The sequence below is a fragment of the Caminicella sporogenes DSM 14501 genome, from assembly GCF_900142285.1.
Lineage (GTDB): Bacteria > Bacillota > Clostridia > Peptostreptococcales > Caminicellaceae > Caminicella > Caminicella sporogenes.
The window spans coordinates 298086-318913 of sequence record NZ_FRAJ01000003.1; the positions used below are offsets into that span (position 1 = coordinate 298086).

Here is a 20828-nt window from a genome sequence, read left to right on the forward strand (position 1 = left end):
TCATTTTGTAAAAATATCTAAAAGCTATTTATTTTAAGTTTTATATCATTTTAAATGGGTATAAGCTAAAAATAGCAAATAGTCATCTTGAATTCTAAGATAGATTATTTGACAATCTTATAAAATTTCTAATATAATTTATTTGAAAAAATATTCTAAAAAATTCAGATGGAGGAGATGAGTTTGTCTTATTTTAATTCGATAAAAAAGAAAATATCTATAATTTTAATAATTACTTTTTTGCCATTTGTAGTAAACATGTTTATCCTATTTGATACTCTGTATAAATTAAACGATGACGGTAAATCTATAAACATATCTGGAAGTCAAAGAATGAGAACTATGCTGCTAGGTCTTTATACTTTTAAATATTTAGAAGAAAACGACAGCAAAGTAAAGTCAGATACAAAAAAAATACTTGAAAAGGAATTAGCAACATATAGAAAGTACATGCACGCTTTGATAAAAGGAGATAAAGATTTAGGTCTTTCAAAAAATACAAATCATCAAATAGTAGCTCAATTAGAAAAAGCAAAAAAAATTGCCTATAAATATGCAGATAGTGTAGAAGCTGTTTTAAATGGCGAAAATATTGATTATAACAAAAAATACATTTTTAATAATGCAATGAATGTAAAAAATGAAATACATAAAGCAGTACAAATGTATCAGGAATCCTATGATAAAAAAATCAAAACTTTAAAAAATATAGAATATATCATATTGGTATTAGGTATCATTGTTTTAATAACAATTATTATGATTAGTTCTAAAAGTATAGCAAAACCAATTGAAAAAATATCGAACAAATTAAAAAATATAGCAAATGGCGAAGGCGATTTAACTGAAAGAATAAATATAAAATCACAAGATGAAATTGGAAAATTAGGTCAATATTTTAATAGATTTGTAGACAAAATAAGAGAGCTCGTAAAACAAATAGATAATACAGGAAACACTCTTCTAAAATCTTCAGAAACTCTTTCTAAATCAATGGAAGAAACTGCTGATTCAAATGAAAAAATGACCCTGACTATTTCAGAAATATCAGAAGGAGCTATGCAACAAGCTCAAGATGTCGAAACTATAGCAAATATGGTAGTCGATTTAGGTGAAAAAATTGAATACATATCTAACAATTCAAAAATCATGAGAGAAACTTCAAAAATAACTCAAGAAAAAAATGATAAAAGTTTAAAAACTATACATCAACTTAACATGAGAAATAAAGAAAGTATCGAAACTACAAAACAAATAGCTTCTGTAATTAATCAATTATATGTAAAAGCTGAAGAAATCAATAATCTCGTAGATGTTATAAATAATATAACTGAACAGACCAATTTACTAGCTTTAAATGCTGCTATAGAAGCTTCAAGAGCAGGCGAACATGGAAAAGGCTTTTCAGTAGTAGCTGAAGAAATAAGAAAATTAGCTGAAGAATCTAGTCAATCTGCTAAAAACATATCTTCCATCATTGAAGGCATTAGAAACCAAATTATTAATACTAAAGACATTATGGAAAAAATCGAAGTTATAATTGAAGAACAAGATTACGCCGTTAAAGAAACCGAAAATGACTTTAATAGTATATCAACAGCTATAAATAAAATGATTGCCCAAATCCAAGAAATAGATAATAAAATTATAGAAATGGACAAAAGTAAAAATAGCATTATAGACTCTATACAAAATATTTCAGCAGTATCTGAAGAAACTGCAGCATCAACACAAGAAATAGCTTCATTTGCCAAATCACAGCATGATTCTATAGAAGAAATTACTACTTCTTCTGTCAATCTAAACGAACTGGCAAAAGAATTAAAACAATTAGTTTCTAAATTTAAATATTAAAAACAAAAAAGCGTCAAAGACGCTTTTTTGTTTTTAAATTTTAAAATTAACCCTTTATCTAGGATTAGCAGGTTCAATATTTATTTTTTTTCCTTTTATTTGATTATTTTTCATACACATTAATACTTCTCTTGCATATTCCCTTGGAACTTCTACAAAAGTATATTTATCATATATATCAATACTTCCTATCAATTTCCCTGAAAGGCTTGTTTCCCCTGCAATAGCCCCCACTATATCTTTTGCTCTTATATTTTGTTTTCTTCCCACATTTATAAATAATCTCACCATTCCCGGCTCTGCACCTGTATTTTCAAAATCATTTTCAAATTCTACTTCTTCTTTATTTTCCTTATCGATTGCCATTTTAAATAAAGCCGCTGCTATATCAATAGAAGTATAATCTTCCTCAAGCAATCTTTCAACTAATCCCACATATTTTCTCAAATGTCCTTCTTCTATAATATTTTTTACTTTTTCTAAAAATATACTCATTTTTATTTCTTCTACATCGCTGATAGTAGGAATATCTTTCCTTAATATTTTTGTCTTTGTATATCTCTGTATTTCTTTTAATCTATATATTTCTTTTCCTACTACAAACGTAAAAGCACGACCTGTTCTTCCTGCACGACCTGTTCTTCCAATCCTATGCACATAATATTCTTCATCTCGTGGTATATCAAAATTAAATACAGCTTCTACATCATCAATATCTATTCCTCTAGCAGCAACATCAGTTGCAACTAAAATTTCTATACTGCCATTTCTAAATTTATCCATAACTCTATCTCTTTGAGATTGCTTCATATCCCCATGAAGCCCATCAGCAAAATATCCTCTAGCTTGAAGTTTTGTAACTAATTCATCTACTTTCTTTTTCGTATTACAAAACACTACTGACAACTTAGGATTATTTATATCAATCAATCGGCATAAAAGTTCTAATTTATTTTTTTCTTTCACTTCAAAATAAACTTGTTCAATATTTGGTACTGTTAATTCTTTATGAACAACTTTTACCAATTTAGGTTTTTTCTGATATTTCTTTGTCAAATCTAAAATAGATTTAGGCATAGTAGCTGAAAATAAAATTGTCTGTCTTTTACCTTCTATTCCTTTTAAAATCGTTTCTATATCATCTCTAAACCCCATATCTAACATCACATCTGCTTCATCTAAAACCACCATTTTTACACAATCCATCTTTAAAGTACCCCTACGCATATGATCCATAACACGTCCGGGAGTACCTATAGCAATTTGTACGCCTTTTTTAAGGGCTTTTATTTGCCTTTCAATTGGCTGTCCACCATATACCGGTAAAATTTTGACACTTTGTTTATACTTTGAAAGTTTTCTCAACTCTTCAGCAACTTGAATGGCTAATTCTCTTGTAGGACATAAAATAAGCACCTGCAGTTTCTTATTCTTCGAATCTATCATTTCTAAAGCAGGTATCCCAAATGCTGCAGTTTTTCCTGTACCTGTCTGTGCCTGTCCTATTACATCTTCTCCTGCTAAAATATATGGAATAGCTTGCATCTGAATTGGAGTAGGCTCCTCAAATCCCATATCTGCAATAGCTTTTTTTATCTCCTGCGATAAATCCAAATCTTCAAATTTCTTTTTCTTCATATTTTTTCACTTTCCTTTCACTTCTTTAAGTTTTCACTTTTATTTTTTACATGTATTTTAAAGGTCATTCCTATTTTATTTTTATAAGTTGCAAATTTCATATTATAAGTTTTGAAATTATCCTATATAAGCTTTAAAAAACAATCTAAATTCAAAATTTTAACTGAAAATAACTTGCGATTTACTCTCTTAATTGAAACAACTTATATATTGAACATTAAAATTTTTTAAAATAGTTAAACTCTTTTTTATTAAAATAAAAAACCTCTAGCAAGAGTAAAAATGCTAGAGGCAAACTTTCATTCTTACATGCTCTGCCTATTATATCAGAAAAAAAGCAATATGTCTAATAATCAAAAGTTATTTTATTCATCTTTCGGCCTATTTTATTTTTTCCATCATATATTTTTATATAAGATAATTAAATTCAAAGTTAAATTTTATTTATATCTTTATGAAAGGAATGATTAAAAATGAAAAAAATTATCATCTATTTTATAATACTCTTAATACTTACAACCAGCCTTTTAATAAAATACAATGAAAACAGCATAATTCAAGTTGTTGCATATTCATTAGTCAGCAGTATTGAACCTACTATTACAAATAAACTATTAAAAAATTATAATTCTAATAATCCAGATGTCAAAAAAAAAGCAGAAAACACAATCAAAGAAATATGTTTAAACAGTCTCAAATATGAAAATTGGAAAAAATATATCGACTACATAGATTTAAATATATACTTTTCAAATATCATTCCCAATGACAAAAAAGAACTCATAATTAATCTCAACTTATCAAAAGATAGAGCTGTTATTTGTATATTTACTGAAAATAACGGTAACTACATATTTTATGATAAAATAGAAAATCTACTTCCAATAGAAAATATCAAATTTATAAAAATTCCAAACAAAAATTACAACTTCTTAATTACGTATCAAATAGCTGATGAACGATTAGGTGCATATTATTATGAAAAATTTATTGAAATTTACATGTATAAAAATAAATATTTCAAAAAACTTTGGAAAGAAACTTTATTTTCTGAAGAAATTTTTAGAAGCAACTTAATTGATAAAAACGCTAAAGCTGATGAATGGACTAAAAACATTATTAAAAACAATATAGACTTTATAAAAAATTCAACACTTGAAATAATCGTTTCTGGAATTAAAAAAACTTTTAAAGCTCAAAACAAAAATTCAATACCACCTGCTAATCAATTTAAATTAGTTGATACTGACACATATAAAAATAAATATTATTGGAATCAAGAATTTGAAAACTTCAGCATCTTTAAAGATGTAGTTTTATTTCATAATAAACCCGTTATTGTTATAAAAGACAGTAACTTCAGAGGGCAAACTGTTCATACTTTCTTCAAAAATAAATATAAAATTCTAACTATTTCTGATAAAATAATATACATAAATAAAAGCGATATACATTTAAACATTGATTAAAGTCAAAATTTAAAATACAAGGAGATGATTTGATATGTCAAAAAAACTTTTCTATAAAAATCCATATATAAAAGAATTTACAGCAAATATTAACCACATAATTGAAAAAAAAGAAGAATTTCATGTCGAATTAAATCAAACTGCGTTTTTCCCAGAAGGTGGCGGTCAACCATCTGATAAAGGATATATAGATGATATTCCAGTTTCCCATGTATATGAAAAAGATAACAAAATCTATCATGTGTTAAATAGATTACCTTCAAAATTAGAAAATGTAAAATGCATAATCGACTGGCAAACTAGATTTGACCATATGCAACAGCATCTAGGTCAGCATATTTTATCTTCAGCGTTTGAAAAACTACATGATGTTCAAACTATAGGATTTCATTTAGGCTCTGAATATGTAACTATAGATATAGATAAACAACTTTCTAAAAATGATATTAAAAAAGTTGAATATTTTGCAAATCAAATAGTTTTTAATGACCTTCCTGTTTCAGCTATTTATCCTTCTAACGATGAATTAAATAAATTACCTTTAAGAAAAAAACCTTCTGTAACAGAAAATATAAGAATTGTAAAAATTGATGACTTTGATTTTTCACCATGTTGTGGTACTCATCCAAATAGAACTGGAGAAGTTGGTTTAATAAAAATTAGAAAATTTGAAAATTATAAAGGTGGTTTAAGAATAGAATTTGTATGTGGAAATCGTGCATTAAAAGATTATTATTTAAAAAATGAAATAACAAATACAATTTCTTCTCTACTTTCCGTAAAAGATATAGAAATTATTGAAGCTGCAAATAAAATTATCGAAGAAAATACTAAACTAAAAAAAGAATTAAAAGATATAAAAGAAAAACTATTAAATTTTGAAGCTGTAGACTTTTATAAAAAATCCAGTATCATTAATGACATAAGAATAATAAAATATATATTTGAAAAAAGAAATTTCAATGAAGTTAAAACTCTATCTAATATACTATCAAATAATCCAAAAACTATTGTCTTATTTGGAATAAGTAATACAGATAAAGCCCAATTAATATATAGTCGTTCAAAAGACTTAGATAAAATAAATATAAGCGAAATATTAAAAAGCTCACTAAATTTAATAGACGGAAAAGGCGGTGGCAGTCAATTTGCTGCTCAAGGTGGCGGTAAACTTTCAAATAATATTAATGCCGCATTAAATCATGGATATAACAAAATAATTGAAATTTTAAAAAGTCTCTAATTTTTTAGAGGCTTTTTTATAATTTTAATAAACTTTTCTAAGGTTAGTTCATATACTGATATAGAAGTATAAAGTTTAAATAAAATTTTTAAAGGAGGATTTTTTATATGTGGAACAATTTTTATGGTTACTATCCACCAATGCCAAGAGGTTGTGGAAGAGATTATGACGATGACCTTTGTTTATACTATGAGCATGAAAAAGTATATTATGATAACAAATATCCTGAATGTTTAAAAGACGCTCTTAAAGATTTAGAATGTCAAAAAGTAGATATTGGCTTATGTGATTGTGAAACTCTTGAAAATGTAATTTTAGATGAAGTAAATAGAGACTATATTGCCATTAGAAAAGCTGACTGCGACAGCGTTTGTTTAATTCCTTTAGACAAGATTGAATACGTATGCTGTTCAGATGAACTTGCTAACGATTTATGGGGTAAAAAAGTAAATATGGAAGGCAAAAAAGGATATTACAATAATAAAGCTAAATAAAATGGAGAGTCCTCAAGACTCTCCATTTTTGCTATACAAATAAAACCTAATTTCTTAATAAATACCTTGAGCTAACATTGCATCTGCAACTTTTTTGAATCCAGCAATATTAGCACCAGCAACAAGGTTATATCCAAATCCGTATTCTTTAGAAGCTTCAGCTGCGCTCTTATGAATATTTTTCATAATTTCTTTTAATTTAGAATCAACTTCTTCAAATGTCCAAGAATATCTCATACTATTTTGAGACATTTCAAGAGCAGAAGTTGCAACTCCTCCTGCATTAGCAGCTTTAGCAGGTGCAACTAAAATACCTTTTTCTAAGAAATAGTTAATTGCTTCATTAGTAGTAGGCATATTAGCACCTTCTCCAACTGCTATAGCACCATTTTCTATTATATTTTTAGCTCTTTCTAAATTAATATCATTTTGAGTTGAACAAGGAAGAGCAATATCATATTTGAATTTACCTTCCCAAACATTACCTTCATGATATTCAGCATTTGGATGCTCTTTAACGTATTCTTTAATTCTCTTTCTTTCAACTTCTTTTAATCTCTTAATAGTATCTAAATTGATACCATTAGCATCATATATGTATCCATTTGAATCAGACATTGCAACAACTTTAGCACCTAATAAAGTAGCTTTTTCACAAGCATATATTGCAACATTACCTGAGCCTGAAATAGCTATAACTTTACCTTCAATTGAATGATTATTTGCTTTTAACATTTCATCTACAAAATAAAGCAATCCATAACCAGTAGCTTCTTTTCTTGCTAAACTACCACCATAAGTTAATCCTTTACCTGTTAATACTCCGTTTTCAAAAGCTCCTCTAATTCTTCTATACTGTCCGTAAAGGTATCCAATTTCTCTAGCTCCAACACCTATATCACCTGCTGGAACATCAACATCTGGTCCTATATGTCTGTAAAGTTCAGTCATGAAGCTTTGACAGAATCTCATTATTTCAGCATCTGACTTGCCTTTTGGATCAAAGTCTGAACCACCTTTACCTCCTCCAATTGGCAAACCTGTTAAAGAGTTTTTAAATATTTGTTCAAAACCCAAGAACTTAATTATTCCAAGATATACTGATGGATGAAATCTTAATCCTCCCTTATAAGGTCCAATTGCTCCATTAAACTGAACTCTAAAACCTCTATTTACTTGAACTTTTCCATTATCATCTACCCAAGGTACTCTAAATATAATTTGTCTTTCTGGCTCAACTATTCTATCAAGAATACCTGCCTCAACATACTCTGGATGTTTTTCAATTACAGGTTCAAGTGAATGTAATACTTCTTCAACAGCTTGAAGAAATTCTGGTTCATTACTATTTCTAGCTTTTACTCTTTCTAAAACTTCTTGAATATAAGACATAAAGCACCTCTCCTTTTGTAAATATTATTTTTTAAAAAATATAATTATTCTCCTTGCTCAACGCCTTACCCTTAAATAACGTTTTCCCTTGAATAGCTCTTTAAATAAATTTGTCCCCTCACTTATTAATTTTACACTAAAATATGTCAATTTAAAAGTATAATATTTTTTTTAACAAAATATTATCTTACTTTTTTGAAAAAAATATTTTTCATTATTCTAACATTTAATAAAATTACCATAAAATCACTTTTTTATGCTTTCTAAGATAAACTTTTTAAATTTAAAACTATACTTTTTACAAAAATAAAAAGCCGTCAATCCTCAAAATTTTCTACTACTAAAGATTGACGACTTTTTTTATAACATTATTTTTAGCTTAAATTATTTCACATACTACCTTTTAGCCCATTTTAAAATTTTTTGAAGAGTTTTTTCTCTCAATAAATCTATTGCTGTAAAATCCATATTGGGAATATAAAAAGTTTCCATTTTATCGTGAAGTTTTTTAGCACATCCTATATTTTCAACTGCCAAATTAATCAATTCTCCAAATTTTTCTTTATCTATTTTAATTTCTTCTTCTCTTTCTTTCAATATTGACTTATTTAAGCAGGAATCTATATAAATCGTTTTATATTTAATACTATCAAATTTTGATGAAACAGTTATTCCTACAGATATATCTTTTATTACTATGTGATCAATTTTTTCTGGAATAAAATGATTGTGAAATATTTCAACATCATATCCCTTATTTAATGCAATTTTACTTAAATTATCCAAAATAGTCGATTGAACTGAATCATATTCCCCTCTTAATACATAAACTGTCTCATTTGGCTTTATTATAGTTTCTAAATAATCTTTTATACCATCTGGTGTAATTGCACTACCAAACAAATGTCTTTCTTTTCCTATTCTATTTCCAAAATCTATTTTACCAAATATCTCTATTATTAACTGTTCTGTAATTTTATTTGCTAAAACATAATCAATAGCCTCTTCTATATTAGCTTGAATATTATCATAAATTCCTTTTGCTGCAGCCAAATAGCCATATGCTCTTTTGAATTTTCTTCCAACTTCGGTGTTGTATTTGATAATATTAAACTTATTTTCTATCATTTTACTTTCATCCCAGAAATCCCCTAAATGAATTATCTCATCTACTCCACCGGGATTTTTGGGGTCTACTACATGCGGTGCAGTTCCATCTATAAGTGCTACCCCAATCTCTTTAAACACTACTCCATCTATAGAATTATTGTCTGAAGAACAGTGATGATACTCTACATCAAAACCTAATTTCTCCATTGAATCACCTAATTTTTTCATAAAAGAAGATTTTCCTACTCCCGGACCTCCTTTTATTACTATTATCCTATTTGCCTCTTCTTGTTCTAAAATATAATCATAATATGAATAAAAGCCTTTATAAGTGTTTCCACCGGGAAAAACCCTTCTTACATTGCCTCTTGTTATCATCATTTCAACTCCTTTATTTCGCAATATATTTATATATATATTCAAATGGGCTTGTATAAGTTATTATATTTTTTTATGTTTACTTTTATCAAAAAAAGAAAAACCTGTATTCTTTTCAAATACAGGTCAAATCATTTCCCATATAATACTGACATTTTAAAAATGTTTTAGTAAAAATATCTTTACAGAAATATTCTCTTTAATGTATTTGCAACGCCATTTTCATCATTTGTTTCAACTACTTCAAAATTCGGCAAAACTTCTTTAAGTTTGTCATGGGCATTTCCCATTATGAAACCTCTTCCTACCAATTTTAACATTTCATAATCATTAAGTCCATCTCCAAAAGCAATTGCTTCTTTAGGGTGTATACCGTATTTTTCTAAAACTTTTTTTATAGCAAATCCTTTTGAAACTCCATAAGGCATTACTTCTAAACAACTTGGCAATGAAAAAACTACATTTAATTTATTAGGAAATAACTTTTCAATCTTTTCCTTAAGAAGTACTAATTTTTCATGATCATTACAAATATAAAATACCTTTGCCGCTTTATAATCTTCTAATTTATTAAAATCCACTATATCATAAAAAAATTGTGATTCTGCATGAAACTGCTTTACCCAATCATTTTCTCTAGATACATACCATTTGTCATTTTGATATATATTCACATGAATATCTTTATCAACTTCTAAATTCAATAATTTCCTTACTATACTCTCATCTATATCATGAGCAAGTAATATTTCTTCATTTGAATCATGAACTCTACACCCATTTGACGTTATAAATGTCGTATTTAATCCTAATTGATTTCGAATATGAGAAACATCTTGATGATGTCTTCCTGTTGCTATAAAAAACTTAACTCCTTTTTTTATAACTTTTTTAATAACTTCTTTTGTATAATCACTTACTTTGTGGTCACTATTTAACAGTGTCCCATCTAAATCGGTTATTACTGCTTTATATTCCATATAATGCACTCCTCAACATTTAAAATTATACTTTTTATATACTTCATAATAAAGTATAATTTTGTTGCTGATTTTATTCAACATTGACAACGTTTTCAATTTTCTCTGAAAAAGAAAAATATTTTTAAATGCACATTAATTATTTATAAAAAGTATCGTTTAATAATACAATGGAAATAATAGATTAGAGGTGATTTTTATGAATAAGATAAAATTGGCTATATCATACATATTGATATTTATTATTTCAATTAGTTTTATATCATGTACAAAAAAACAGCAGACATCAGAATCAAAAAAAGATAATGAACCAAAATTAGTACCACCTATTTTTAGCGAAATAGAACAAGATATTATTTCAATAATGAATATGATTGATTTAATACCATATTATGAAAAGCAGATTGAAGTAAAAAACAAAAAAAAAGAAGAAAGAAAACAAATAGAAATTATAATTGGACAAAAATTAACTGAAGAAATGGATAAAAATAATGAACAAAATAATAACCAGCAAAACCAAAAAAATAGTAAAGATGATAATAAAACTATTGAAAAATTAATTGAGTTCAAACCATCTACTATTACAATGAAAGATGTCCTCTTAAAAAGTATACTTGAAAATGAGATAATAACTAAAGAAAAAAATAAAGAAATAGAAATTCCAGATAATATAGAAGAAAAATGGAATGAAATTAATAAAAAAATTCTAAACCTACATGAAAAATGGAATGACTTTGAACCTATAATAATAAAATCAAATACACCCGAAGAATCAATAAATTCCTTTGAAACTACACTTAATAAATTAACTATCAATGCTTCTGAATATAAGTACATGGAATCTCTCTTATTAGCTAATAAACTAACTTCTTTTCTTCCTGATTTAATTGTTAATTTTAAGAAGAAAGTTCCTGTTTCAATATATCGTATAAAATATCATATTCGCCAAATTGTATTGGACAGCAGCAATGATAATTTTAGCTCAGCATTTGAAAATCTAAAAAAAATAAAAATGTATAGAAATAATCTGCTTCAACAAATTCTTGAAAAGAAAATGACCCAGCAAATAAATAAACTAAATACTTCAATAAGCGATTTAGAAGATGCAGTAAAAATTAAAGATATGACTGTAATAAAAATTAAAACTAGAGTTGTAATGAAAAATATCTTAGATATACAAGATAAATTTCTTAAAGATTAATAGCTAATAATAAAAAATATTAGCTATTTTTTTATTTAAAAAAATATTCTAGTTATATATAATAATAAATGATAAAATAATGTAATATAATCTAAAAAAGGAAGTGATATATTGTTTAAATACGTAATACCTATTATATTAAGCTATCTCATAGGTAGTTTGCCTTTTTCTTTCATAGTGGGAAAATATATAGGTGGAATTGATATTAGAAAACATGGAAGTGGAAATACCGGAGCAACTAATGTCCTTAGAACCGCTGGTAAAAAAGCTTTTATTATTGCTTTTTTAGGAGATTTTCTAAAAGGTTTTATTGTAGCCTTTAGCGCTAAAATCATACTAAATCTTGAAACTGCAGTAATTTGTTCAGTATTTGTTGTACTTGGCCATTGTTATTCAATGTTTTTAGGTTTTAAAGGCGGTAAAGGAGTTGCAACAGCGGCAGGTACAATTTTTGCATTGTATCCTCTTATTGGTCTCATTCTTTTAATTATACAAATATTAATTTTAATGGCTTTTAATATTATGTCTTTAGCTTCAATTATTGTTTCAATATCTTTTCCAATTGTTTCAATATTGTTTAAAACACCTAAATACTATATATATTATTCAATATTTATAGGACTATTTGTCATTTATAAACATAAGTCAAATATTAAAAGACTTATTTCTGGTAATGAATCCAAAATATCTTTTAAATAAATTAAATATCGAATATACAAAAAGAGAATCCTTTTCAAAAGGATTCTCTTAATATTTATTTGAAAATTTCTACCCTTAAAATGCTTGTTTTAATGGCGGGAGTATGTGGGAATCGAACCCACCCAAGAGGCTCCTAACCCCTCATACTGGTTTTGAAGACCAGAGGGCACACCAGCACCCATCTACTCCCACATAATATTTTTTCTCGGCACTACTATATTATAGCAAAATCAAATTTTATGTCAAGAGATATTATTTACATTTTTCGACGTCACAAGACAATATTTTATAGTAAATAAAAATATAAGTCTTAAGTTCTTTCTAAAAATAAATATCGTAACCCAATAAATAATATTTTTACAACTACACTATATTTTAATAGTAATATATAAGTCTGATACCTATCTTTCTCATACAGTAATTTGCTATATGGATTAACGGATTTACCCCCGAACCGAACAGGCACTTTTTTATCAATATTTAAATAAGTTTGTAAATAAATCTGTATTTGGTTTTCGTAATTCCTTTTTCAAAGCATATTAAAATTTAAAAATCTGTCAAGGTTGAAATGCACTGATAAATCAAATCTTGACAGATTTTTAAGTTTTAAAAAAATTAGTCATTAAATAAACTTATAGAAAATTATGGTTAATAGTTAAAGTACAAATTAATTTATACTGCTATTTTTTATAGGCTTAGTTTCTTATACTCCTTTTTCAAAGTTCAAAAAATCTTAATTCTACTCTTGATTTTTATTAGCTAGTCTAACTTTTATTAACTAGTCTAATTTCTGTTTTAGTTTTTCCTCTTATTTTTTTCATATTCTTCTAATATTTCTTTTTCATTAACTTTAATATCTCCATAACCTACTTGAGTCTTAGCACCAATACCCATATTACTATAAGCTTTTTGCGCTATCTTTACAATGCTTAAATATATATTTTCCATAATTTCTTCTATAACATATTTTTCATCAGACTTCTTATCCTTGTTATAATCTTTTAAAACTCGTTGAATTCCTAAAGTATCTAATGCTAATACTACTTGAAACCTTGTATCCTTAACCACATAAAAAGTTATTAAATTGAGATTTTCACTTTTATTTAATTGAGTATTTTCTTTAGCTTGTTCATTATAATAAATTATTGGATGTACATTCATAATATCCTCTTGTATACTATAATCATCTTTAGGATATGCATCAAAAAAATATATATTTGATTTAGCTTGTTTATCTTTTTGCTTTTTTGAATATTTTTCTCCAAATAATATAGCATATAATAAATCTTTATCTTTAATTTTTATATCTTCTCTTTGTAGAATTTTCTCTAAACTATCATCATCCCTCATAACCTCTTGAATGTAATAAGCTTTAAAAATTCCTTTTAAAACTTGTCCCGGTATATAAGGTACTCCATATACTTTATGAATTGTCATAGAAGTTTCTCCAATATTGGTATGACCCAATCCTATAACTAACTTTTTATCCCCTGCAATTTCTATCTCAAATTCTTTACTTATAATATCTAAATTCATGCATTTACAATAATCTACAATATTTTCTTTATATTCTTTTAACTCTTCTGGAATACATACTTTATTAAATTCCATATTAAATGTTATCTTATTTTCTTTCTCCTTTATCTCATATATTCTATTTATTTCATATTTCTGCTCTTCCATAAAAAATAAATTGTTTAATATATAATTAAAATTAATATCTTTTATATTTTTATTTTCAATGTATTTATAATCTAAATTTTGAAGATAAACATAATTTCTTATATCTTCAATTTTTTTATCATACTTATTATATTTCGTTTCTATATATTCATATTGATTTTTCCCTTTTTGTATTATTTCTATCTTTTTAGCCATTTTGACCACCTTCAGTATTTTCATCACTATTTAACATAGCTTCAGAAAATTTGACTACATATTCTAAATAATTAATTAACCTTAAAGATATTTTCCTATAATCACTTGAAGACAAATTTAGTAAATTTTTTAATAATTGCTCCTTCTCCCCTTCTATTTCCTCATAATATTTTAAATAACTCTTTATTATTTCATAAATTTTCAAATAACTCTTTTCTTCTTCTCCTTTTTGTTCTTTCTTATAAATTTTTGCTTTTTTAAATATAAAAGCTAATGTACTGATTAATCCATTTGTATATATATACATAGGAATATTTTTTATATGTGATTTGAATTTTTCTTTAAAATCTTTATTCTTTACCTGTTCTAATTCCTCAAAAGCGTCTATAGCTTTCATTCTATTATCTTTTTTCATTATTCCCATCTTTATCCCCCTCATAAATAAGTGCTTTTACAATCCCTTTCCCTATAGTCTTATTACCTCCAATTTGAAGTAATTTAGGTATACTTTGCTTATATCTTTTTACTAATTCTTTATTCTTCTTTTGTTCTTCTAATATACCATTTACAAGGAGCAATGAATATAAAACTGATTCTGCTGGAAGGTACTCTTCAATAAATAATCCTCCATTTTTTACAATTCCTGTTTCATGATCTATTCTATTTCTTGTAATTACTTCTCTATTCAAAGAAATAATCTCCATAAAGTCCGTATCATTTAATACTGCAATATCTCTTTTAAGTTCTAGTTTTTTATATAACTCTCTTATATCTTCTACACAACATTTTTCATCATTCTCATCACAGTTTTCTTCAAGCTTACATACACAATCAATTTCAAAATCATATACATCTAAAACAATTTTTTTTCCCTTTTTTATATCTTTATTCTTTGTATAGATAATAGCTTGACCTTCTTTTATATCCTCCAGTATACTTTTTATATCACATTTATTCATAAAATTTTTATCTTCTAAAAATCGATTGATCAAATAAGTGCATGTAATATATGTAAATAGATTCTGAACAGATTTTATAGGATAAAATAATAGCTTTGCATCTGAAAAACCAATTAATCCCGCTCCATCATTTCCATCTTCATATCCAAATAAAATATTTTCTTCACTTTTATCTTTATTTTTTAATCTATAAGCTTCTCTCATGCACCCTTTTATACTTGCCCCTTCTATTTTAGGTATTCCAGTATGGCTTTCTTTTTGTATCGGCATATCTATAATTCCCAATTCCCTACCTGTACCTGCATGAACAGGTGTTACTGCTTTAAATAAAATAGGTGTTGCACTACTATACATAAACTATTCCCCCTCACTTTCAAAAACACTTTTTAAATAATCTTCTAAACTATAAATTCCATTTTTAGAATCTCCTGTATTATCTTTATTCCCCATTCTACAAATAATCAATCCTGCCTTGCTCGCTGCATTTTCAGCTTTTCTTATATTTTCAAAACTTTCTTCTTTTATATTTTGCTTTTCTATAATAGGGTCTATAAGTACAGGTGCACCATATACTCCTGATACTTTATAAGTAGAATAATGTGTACTCTTTGCATTGTCTCCACACATATATCCTGATTTACACTCAAATATAACAACCTTCCCCATATTAGTTACCACAACAATATCAAATTCATCAATATGATGTTCACTTATACGTCTCTTTTTATCACTAAAATTAATTTTTACGCCCATATCTATATCTGCAATAACATCCTTAATATCGCTCTCGGTTAAAATCTTAATCATTCTATAAAATGACATTTTCTCTAATATATATCCAAAAACTTTTCTTTTAACTTTTCTTTTTCTATATTCCTTTTCTATAGATTCCTTAAATATATTTTCATTCTTATCATTAAAAAACTCTTTACATTTATCTCTTAATTTATTGATTACCCAGTCTAGCTTATCTTCAACTATTTCACCATCTGGTTTATCTTTATTAACTTCTACTAATATTTTTAATATCTCTATATCATCACAATACTTTTCATAAAACTCATTATAAAATTTATATTCGTCTATATATCGCTTATCTTCATCTGTAATTTCTGACTCATCTTTTCCCTTAAAAAACAAATTATAATAATCTGATACTTTATACTCTTCTCTTTCTTTCACACTCATTCCCATTAATTTAAATGCTAACGGGATATTCATTTCACATTTATAATCATTTTTTATTTCAGTTGAAATATCTTCCTTCGTATTACCATAATATAAAAACTTCTCTGTATCTCCTTCAAAATATACAATCACATCATCTTTTCTATTCTTAAAAACATACTCAGTTATAGCCATTACTATATATCTTTGTCCACCTGTAATATTCCATAATATAGGTTTATCTTTTGAATTGAAAAGCTTCCCCAATTTATCAATCATTTCACTATAATTTCTAGCTTCTTTATTTCCAAAACAAATATCAGGGTCTTCAAATATTATATCGTCTAATACATCCTTCAAGTTTTTATTCCATTCCCCATAGTTAAACTTCTTTAAGTTAGCATGGTTCTCATTTGTTTCTCCAGTAATATTTATAACTTTTTCAATACCGTGTTTTTTAATAGCTATATAATTGACCATCTGATTAAGTGTTGAACATATAACCATAGTATCAAATTTCATTTTACTATTCCCCCTTTTCCCTATAAGGTACTACTTCAAATTGATTAAAACCCGACTTAATAATAGAATCTTCTTCATCATATAGAAATATTTGTTCTTTTATATACTTTTTTATTTCTTTTATAATTTGACCTTCAAAATAATCACTTTCTAATAAATAAATGCTTCCTTCAGGAATAGCCTTATACATTGGCTTATGTCCTGTTCTCATATCATATCCACCGATAAATAAAGGCTCTTTATTTGATATACCTAATACCTTAATAGCCTTATTGCCTTTATCACTATCTTTAAATATTATCTGGTATCCTCCATATTTCGATATAAAAGGAGATGATATATAAAGCTTTACAAGCTTTGATTTGTTTTTATAATCATTTTCATCTTTATACTGCTTTAAAATTTGTTCATCTGTCACATCCCAATATTTACAAGATTTATTCTCTCCTCCAAGCTTTAAGTAACCTCTATCTAATCCAGTATAATCACTTTCATTCCACCATTCATCTTTAATTTCATATTCTACTAAATAGCTCCACTTTGTATCATTAAATTGTGTTAAATCTATCCTGTATAAATGCTCATCCTTTGTCATACCTTTTTCTCTTTGTATCCCAACCTTATAAGCTTGAGTTATAAATCTATGTGCTTCGTAAAAATCTACTTCTTTCCCATAAAAATATCCATTATAAAAGCTACTTCTTTTTATATAAAATTCATCTGCTCGTTTAAAATCCTTTTTATCATTAAACAAAAAATAACTCATATCTTTACTAGATGTACATACATTGCTTTCTATTTTTCTAAAAATTCCATAGCTACATTTATTTTTATATACAAACAAATCTAGTGGAGCTTTCATGTAAACATCTTTATTTTTTTCATCGTATATATATATTTTCCTTATAGTTAAATACTTACGAGGATCATCTTCTGTATTATTTTTATTATTAATATATCTATTACTACATGTTTTATTAAGCTGTAGCATTAGTGAACATATAGCTCCATAAAATACAGATGGATAAGGCATCAATCTGCTCTCAAGCCATATACTTTCTCCTTTGTCGAATCTCTTCCCATTTCCAAAAAATAAATTATCATTAGGCTTTATTTTTAATACCTTCATCCTTCTCATCCTCTCTTAAGATGATGTACAGCTTCTCCATTATATAAAACATATTAAAATAATTTTCTAATACTGATATTCCTACACAATTAGGATTTTGATATAAAATATCCTCTAACAAATTTTTTAAAGCTTTTTCATCTTCTTTAGTTTTATCTCTTTCTCTTTTATTACTTCTACCAATTAATCGCTTTTGCTGTACAAATAACATATCCCTTATAATTCTCTCTTCTTCTAATTCATCACTTTCATCTAATCTCATAAACATTTTAGCCAATTCATTATGAAAAAAGCTGAATTTATCCTCATAAAAATAATTAAATATATTTTCTAAAGTCTTTATAATATATTCATCATTCATATGATTTTTAAAGTAAAATTCTTTATAATAGTATCCATCTGTTAGTACAGCAACAATCAATCCATCTTTTTTTTGCTCTGTATTGCTATTTCCAAATTTCTCTTTTATCCATTCCAATCTTTCTTTACTCACTTTCAAACTTTCCTTTAGTGTATCTTTATAGTGAATTATAAAAATCCCTTGAGAAAAAGTAAGCTTTTTAAATTTATTGTTATTTTTTTTTAATATTTTGTTAAATTCTTCCTCTATTTCTTTAGAAAATTTGAAAGCATCCTTTACATTTAATAGAGCTAAGAGATCATCCCCTCCTGCATATACTAGTGTATTGTTTTCATTTTCATCAAAAAACTTCAGCACCTTTTCAAAAAATTCATTAATTTTATTTGATAACTCTTGCTGATAGTCTTTTAAATTCTCCTTAGAATCCTTATATTTTCCATTCATCCATTTCCCCAAATTATCTATATCAAATCGATAAATACAGTAATATTTTTCTTGTGTTTTAGTCAATTCTTCATAATAATTTAGAACTTCATTCATCTCTTCTTCTTTTATTTCCTTTAACATATTTTCCTTATAAAGAAGCTGATATTTTCCATATTTTGAACTTTTAGATATTTCCTCTGCCTTTTTCTCTAATTTTTCATAAATGCATTTATTATTTTCTATATTTTCTTTTATCCATCTACCTAAAGCTATTTTGGCAGTAGAATTTTGCTTTTCATTTTTATCTTCTTTCAAAGTTCTTTTAATATAGCAAGCAAGACACAAGTAGTCTTTTTCTTTTAATTTATTACTTTCTATTCCATTGATATTCTTTTTGGAGAGTATGTACCTTACATTTCTCTTCCCACATATGGAACACTTTGGACCCTTAATCAAATTTTCATCTTGTTCATTTTTAAATACTCTAGTATGCTTTACTGCTTCTAAAATCTTATGTACTTTTTTATATGCTTTTTCATACTCATCTTCAAATTCCACTTCTGCCCAATAAATTTTTATGATATCTTCTATTACTGCATTTATTTCTTTATCTTTCAGATTTTTTAAATCATTAAGTTGTTTTATAATATACCTAAATTTAGCTTTTGCCCTTTTTTCCAATTTTTCTGCCATACTATCTTTTGATTCATATGTAATCAATAATTGATTAGATGTCTTTACTTTCTCAGACACTTCACTGTTAGGAAGAATTACATTGCCATTTAATTCCTCTATAACAGCCTTCTTTACTTCATTCATTATAATCGATACAATATAACTACTATTTGTTAAGTCTATTACTTTTTTTGATTCCATTATATATTCTTGAACAGACGCCATACTAAATAATAATAATCTACTCATCTATCCCTTCACCTCTTCTGGCAAAACAATTCTTTCAAAACAGTCCTGTTGCAAAAATTTATCTATAAGGCTTTCATCATCTTTCTTCAGTTTTTCTTCTTTTTCCAAAGGAGAATTATGTAATCTAATAACAATACATTCATATTTTTCTTTTTCTATCTCTAACACTTTAAAAATCAAAGGTGATTCCATTCTTTTTATTTTGGTAACTTTATCGCTTTTAACTTTTCCTCCAATTGGCAAGCCAAATACTGCTTTATGTTCAGATTGAAACTTTTCCCCATATATATCTTCATTTTTTACATTTCTAAAAGCTTTATATTTCTTGCCAATTGCATCAAGAACTTTTAACCAATTTTCACCTTGTCCATTTTTAAATCTATATATTGATATTTTATCTTTAAATAAATCATTTTGATACATTTTATTATCTTCAAAATCTAAAATTAATTTGCTTCGGTATTCTTCTGCCAATTCATCATTTCCAGAAATTTTTATTATTTTAAAATTTCCTGCACCTCGTCTACTTCGAGACCCCATACCTCCAAATAACTGTAACCAATTTAGAGCTTCTAAATACTCTTTTACTACACTTTCATCTATATATCTAAATTGAATTTTAAACTCACTATTTTCTTTTACATAAGACTTATTTTTATTTTCTCCTGCATTAAGAAAATAGAATAAATACTTAATCCCTCCATAATTTTCATTGCCACTTTTTTTATTATTTTTTTCTTGTAATATGTTTTTATTTTTTTCAATTTCACATTTGTTTTTATCCCTTTCTACTCTAATTTGTACAGGACTTTTGTTATCAACACTTCCGAAAATGTAATTTTCTCTGTTTTTAAAGCTTTCTTCATCACCATCATAATTGAAAAATCTCCACCAATACCTTAATACCCCCTTAATAGAACTAGCTCTTATTTCGGGTTTATTAGTTGTTCCATACATAAATAAAGGTGTAATCAATCGACATGTCACTTCAACTTTTTTCATAA

At 26.3% G+C, this 20828-nt stretch carries 17 protein-coding genes and 1 tRNA gene; 6 read left to right on the plus strand and 12 right to left on the minus strand.

The window, feature by feature from the left end; genetic code table 11:
- The first annotated feature begins 183 nt into the window (after positions 1–183).
- Complete coding sequence (locus tag BUA90_RS01575; protein ID WP_072965624.1) at positions 184–1854, plus strand: methyl-accepting chemotaxis protein; 1671 nt, start codon at positions 184–186, stop codon at positions 1852–1854.
- A gap of 54 nt (positions 1855–1908) precedes the next feature.
- Here the strand turns inward: BUA90_RS01575 and BUA90_RS01580 are convergent, their stop codons facing one another.
- Positions 1909–3492, minus strand: coding sequence for a DEAD/DEAH box helicase (locus tag BUA90_RS01580; protein WP_072965625.1), 1584 nt, complete (start codon positions 3490–3492; stop codon positions 1909–1911).
- A 473-nt stretch (positions 3493–3965) separates the two neighbouring features.
- Between BUA90_RS01580 and BUA90_RS01585 the strand changes: the two genes are divergently transcribed.
- From BUA90_RS01585 to BUA90_RS01595, 3 genes are all read left to right on the plus strand, one after another.
- Positions 3966–4961, plus strand: coding sequence for a hypothetical protein (locus tag BUA90_RS01585; RefSeq protein ID WP_072965626.1), 996 nt, complete (start codon positions 3966–3968; stop codon positions 4959–4961).
- 34 nt (positions 4962–4995) lie between these two features.
- Entirely contained in the window at positions 4996–6204 is a 1209-nt protein-coding gene (locus tag BUA90_RS01590) for an alanyl-tRNA editing protein (RefSeq protein ID WP_072965627.1), read from the plus strand.
- Between the two features lie 107 nt (positions 6205–6311).
- Complete coding sequence (locus BUA90_RS01595) at positions 6312–6698, plus strand: hypothetical protein (RefSeq protein WP_072965628.1); 387 nt, start codon at positions 6312–6314, stop codon at positions 6696–6698.
- Positions 6699–6752: 54 nt separating this feature from the next.
- On the opposite strand, the gene gdhA is transcribed toward BUA90_RS01595, so the two are convergent.
- The 3 genes from gdhA to BUA90_RS01610 form a co-directional block, all read right to left on the minus strand.
- Positions 6753–8090 (minus strand): NADP-specific glutamate dehydrogenase, encoded by a 1338-nt coding sequence (gdhA, locus tag BUA90_RS01600; RefSeq protein ID WP_072965629.1) that lies wholly within the window; start codon positions 8088–8090, stop codon positions 6753–6755.
- A 396-nt stretch (positions 8091–8486) separates the two neighbouring features.
- Positions 8487–9578, minus strand: a complete 1092-nt coding sequence (locus BUA90_RS01605; protein ID WP_094756665.1) for a PRK06851 family protein — start codon at positions 9576–9578, stop codon at positions 8487–8489.
- Between the two features lie 182 nt (positions 9579–9760).
- Positions 9761–10558: a Cof-type HAD-IIB family hydrolase gene (locus BUA90_RS01610; protein WP_072965630.1), complete on the minus strand. Its 798-nt coding sequence runs from the start codon at positions 10556–10558 to the stop codon at positions 9761–9763.
- Positions 10559–10757: 199 nt separating this feature from the next.
- On the opposite strand from BUA90_RS01610, the gene BUA90_RS01615 reads away from it, so the two are divergent.
- Together BUA90_RS01615 and plsY are read left to right on the plus strand one after the other, a co-directional pair.
- Positions 10758–11759 carry a hypothetical protein gene (locus BUA90_RS01615; RefSeq protein ID WP_072965631.1) on the plus strand — a complete coding sequence of 334 codons (1002 nt, stop codon included), beginning with the start codon at positions 10758–10760 and terminating at the stop codon, positions 11757–11759.
- Positions 11760–11870: 111 nt separating this feature from the next.
- Positions 11871–12458 (plus strand): glycerol-3-phosphate 1-O-acyltransferase PlsY, encoded by a 588-nt coding sequence (gene plsY, locus BUA90_RS01620; protein ID WP_072965632.1) that lies wholly within the window; start codon positions 11871–11873, stop codon positions 12456–12458.
- Positions 12459–12551: 93 nt separating this feature from the next.
- On the opposite strand, the gene BUA90_RS01625 is transcribed toward plsY, so the two are convergent.
- The 8 genes from BUA90_RS01625 to cmr1 form a co-directional block, all read right to left on the minus strand.
- Positions 12552–12648: transfer RNA gene (locus tag BUA90_RS01625), tRNA-Sec, on the minus strand.
- Between the two features lie 605 nt (positions 12649–13253).
- Complete coding sequence (gene cmr6 / locus BUA90_RS01630) at positions 13254–14336, minus strand: type III-B CRISPR module RAMP protein Cmr6 (RefSeq protein WP_072965633.1); 1083 nt, start codon at positions 14334–14336, stop codon at positions 13254–13256.
- Positions 14329–14760, minus strand: coding sequence for a type III-B CRISPR module-associated protein Cmr5 (cmr5, locus tag BUA90_RS01635; protein WP_072965634.1), 432 nt, complete (start codon positions 14758–14760; stop codon positions 14329–14331). The genes cmr6 and cmr5 overlap by 8 nt, the downstream gene beginning before the upstream one ends.
- Positions 14738–15649, minus strand: a complete 912-nt coding sequence (gene cmr4, locus BUA90_RS01640; RefSeq protein WP_072965635.1) for a type III-B CRISPR module RAMP protein Cmr4 — start codon at positions 15647–15649, stop codon at positions 14738–14740. Before cmr4 ends, cmr5 begins: the two co-directional genes overlap by 23 nt.
- A 3-nt stretch (positions 15650–15652) precedes the next feature.
- Entirely contained in the window at positions 15653–16984 is a 1332-nt protein-coding gene (locus BUA90_RS01645) for a hypothetical protein (RefSeq protein ID WP_072965636.1), read from the minus strand.
- 4 nt (positions 16985–16988) lie between these two features.
- The gene (locus BUA90_RS01650) at positions 16989–18113 is read right to left on the minus strand and encodes a type III-B CRISPR module-associated Cmr3 family protein (RefSeq protein WP_159429983.1); all 1125 of its coding nucleotides are present in this window, start codon (positions 18111–18113) and stop codon (positions 16989–16991) included.
- Positions 18088–19824, minus strand: coding sequence for a type III-B CRISPR-associated protein Cas10/Cmr2 (gene cas10 / locus BUA90_RS01655; RefSeq protein WP_072965638.1), 1737 nt, complete (start codon positions 19822–19824; stop codon positions 18088–18090). Before cas10 ends, BUA90_RS01650 begins: the two co-directional genes overlap by 26 nt.
- The gene (gene cmr1 / locus BUA90_RS01660; protein ID WP_072965639.1) at positions 19825–20826 is read right to left on the minus strand and encodes a type III-B CRISPR module RAMP protein Cmr1; all 1002 of its coding nucleotides are present in this window, start codon (positions 20824–20826) and stop codon (positions 19825–19827) included. It abuts the gene before it with no gap.
- Positions 20827–20828 lie beyond the last annotated feature (2 nt).